We start from the raw sequence: 2,879 nt of genomic DNA on the forward strand, positions 1-2,879 counted from the left end.
TGCTCAAAGATTGGCGAAATAACGAGAATTATCTGCGCCGTTTTGGGTATAACCCGAAGAAATGAAAACGTCATTGCGAGCGGAGCGACACTTGCACCTGCAGTGACAAGTGCAGGTGAGCAATCTCCACCTTGTGAGGGAGACTGCCGCGTCAGGCTCAATCCTTCCTCGTACGCGTGCCGACGCACACAGTGCAGGCAGTGACGTATAAAAATCAGGATTGATAAAATGAATTTTCTACTTGCACTAACCATTATTTCCGCCGTGCTGGATTGGGTTTCGGTCTACAAAGGCTGGAAAAAACTCGAATATATCCTGAAACCCCTGACAATGGTTTTCCTTTTTATTTGGCTATTTCTCTCGACAAATAGCCTGAGCGGGATCGCACTCTGGTTTGGGATCGGGATCAGCCTCTCCCTTGCAGGCGATGTTTTCCTGATGCTCCCCAAAGAGCAATTCATCGCGGGGTTGGTCGCCTTTTTGCTGGCACATGTGGCTTATATGATTGGCTTCAATCAGACCCTGCCTCCTTTTAATGGGATGGGTTTGGTCTGGGCCATATTATTGGGAATCATTGCAGCACGTCTCTATAAGCAAATTGCGGCGGGGCTGGCAAAGCAGGGCAAAGATAGCCTGCAGAAACCAGTTTTTGCCTATACGGCAGTGATCACCATTATGCTCCTCTCCGCCTTGCTGACATTATCCCGTCCCGATTGGGAGACAAATACCGCGATCGTCGTCAGTGTTGGGGCGGCCCTTTTTATGCTTTCTGACGCGATCCTCGCCTGGAATAAATTCGTCCAGCCGATCAAAAATGGACGCGTGATGAATATGGCCGCCTATCATTTGGGCCAGATCGTTCTGGTCTATGGAGTTGTAATGCATTCCCGCCTCTAATCTCCCCGTTCAGGGGTGGAGGGTAAAAAATCCGTCAGGATAAACCTGGCGGATTTTTGATTTTTTAATTAGCGACATGACATTTTTGTTTTTGAAGGTGGTTGAGATAGGATGAGAAAGTCGGTTCTCCGAGAATGTGATATACCAGAGGTGTTCACAAATAGACGCACTCAATGAGGTGCAAAGGAGAACCGACTATGAACAAGGATAACATAAAATATGCAGGCATTGATATTGGCGACAAGACTTCTCTGGTACGGATTATAGATGGTGAAGGTGATTTTTTGAAGGAGCTTCGTATTCCAACGACACGAAAAGCACTGGCACAAGAATTCAGCGAAATCGCACCGATGCAGATTGCGCTTGAAGTAGGCGGTCACTCTCGCTGGATGAGCCAGGATTTGAAGAAATACGGACACGATGTTACCGTGGCGAATCCGAGTAAGGTTCGTTTGGTCTATAAGAACCCACGCAAGAGTGATCGGATCGATGCGCAGTACTTAGCCAAACTGCTTCGCTTCGAGCCTGATTTGCTAGAATCGATTGTGCACCGCAGCAATGCGTCCCAAAAAGACCTGGCTCTGCTTCGTTCCCGAGACGGTCTGGTGAGAGCCAGAACGTCTTTGATCAATCAAGCTCGCGGCATCGTCAAGAGTTTTGGAGAACGCTTGCCTTCCTGCAAGTCAGAAGCCTTTGCCAAAAAAGTCAGAGAGTATATTCCTACAGATCTAAAATCAGCACTTAATCCAATCGTAGACACCATTCAAGCTTTGACAGAGCAGATTAAGGCATTTGACAAAGAGATTGAACGCCTGTGCAAAGAAGAGTACCCTGAAACAAAGAAAATGCGGCAGATCAAAGGCGTAGGACCGATCACGGCATTAGCCTATGTCTTGACGATAGAAGACCCAAAACGCTTCTATAAAAGCCGTGAAGTAGGTGCCTATTTGGGCATGGTCCCGAAAAGGAGCCAATCGGGTGAGGTTGACCCTGAAAAACGGATCACGAAAACGGGTGATAAATATTTGCGGCGTATGTTGATCGGCAGCGCCCAGTATATCTTGGGACCCTTTGGACCTGAGACTAAACTCCGTAATTGGGGTTTGCGTTTAGCAGAGCGTGGCGGCAAAAGAGCCAAACACAAGGCAACGGTGGCTGTTGCCAGAAAACTGGCAGTGCTTTTGCACAAACTTTGGCTCAGCGGTGAAGATTATCATCCTTTCTATCCTGAAAGAAAGGAAACTGATGCGAACGCAGAATAATTTGAAAATCGTCTTTCGTGCTTCTCTAAAAAGGAATGAAGTTTTTGTTGATTAGAGAATAATTGCTCTACAAAAGAAGAACGCAAGTCCGTGTTCAGGCGACTGCGAGAGCTACCAGGATGCTGATGCAATCCGCGGTTGAGATGGCAGCGCCTCAGGCTGGACCCCATAATGCACCGAGCCAAGGAATGGCTCACAAAGAGTGCGGATGGAAGTAGGGTCAAAATCTTTCAGCATGCGTCTTCTAAATAAAGAGCAATTCTTCAAAGGAAAGCTAAGCTTTTTCTGGTACCTCACATTACGATTAGCGCTAAACAGCCACGCTGAATTTCGCGCCAGGAGTTTTTTGTCGTGGTAAAAAAGAGCGAGGTATCCTCACGGATTGCTTTTTTACCCTTGACAAAACCGACTTTCTCATGGAAGTAGCTCAGAGCGAAGCGAAAAGCGTATCGAAACCACAAAATTGGATTTATTTCTGCTCGTTTGTTGGTTTCCCTGGCCCGGAGCGCCAGGACGGGCGATACGCCGAAAAACATCGGCTACTCACCTGTGCCGCACCACAAGTGCAGGCAACCAACGGACGCTCTTTTGAACAAACTGTCATGTGGCTAGTGGTCTGTCAAGTATAAAATGACGGAAGATAGTTTCTTGATTTAAACAAACGCTAACAGTTCCTGAGCGGAAGGCGATTGTTTTTGAGCCTGAAGTCGAAGGACGAAT

4 protein-coding genes are annotated in these 2,879 nt (G+C 47.3%); 2 read left to right on the forward strand and 2 right to left on the reverse strand.

Annotated features, from left to right (window positions below):
- Window positions 1–228: 228 nt before the first annotated feature.
- Both AC3DOM_RS16270 and AC3DOM_RS16275 read left to right on the forward strand, forming a co-directional pair.
- Window positions 229–897 (forward strand): lysoplasmalogenase, encoded by a 669-nt coding sequence (locus AC3DOM_RS16270; RefSeq protein WP_487920093.1) that lies wholly within the window; start codon window positions 229–231, stop codon window positions 895–897.
- A gap of 197 nt (window positions 898–1,094) precedes the next feature.
- A complete protein-coding gene (locus tag AC3DOM_RS16275) occupies window positions 1,095–2,159 on the forward strand; it encodes an IS110 family RNA-guided transposase (protein WP_487920094.1) in 1,065 nt (354 codons plus the stop codon).
- A 111-nt stretch (window positions 2,160–2,270) separates the two neighbouring features.
- Here the strand turns inward: AC3DOM_RS16275 and AC3DOM_RS16280 are convergent, their stop codons facing one another.
- Both AC3DOM_RS16280 and AC3DOM_RS16285 read right to left on the reverse strand, forming a co-directional pair.
- A complete protein-coding gene (locus AC3DOM_RS16280) occupies window positions 2,271–2,396 on the reverse strand; it encodes a hypothetical protein (RefSeq protein ID WP_487920095.1) in 126 nt (41 codons plus the stop codon).
- 56 nt (window positions 2,397–2,452) lie between these two features.
- A complete protein-coding gene (locus AC3DOM_RS16285; protein WP_487920096.1) occupies window positions 2,453–2,695 on the reverse strand; it encodes a hypothetical protein in 243 nt (80 codons plus the stop codon).
- Window positions 2,696–2,879: the final 184 nt, after the last annotated feature.

This window comes from Candidatus Desulfolinea nitratireducens, assembly GCF_982879505.1.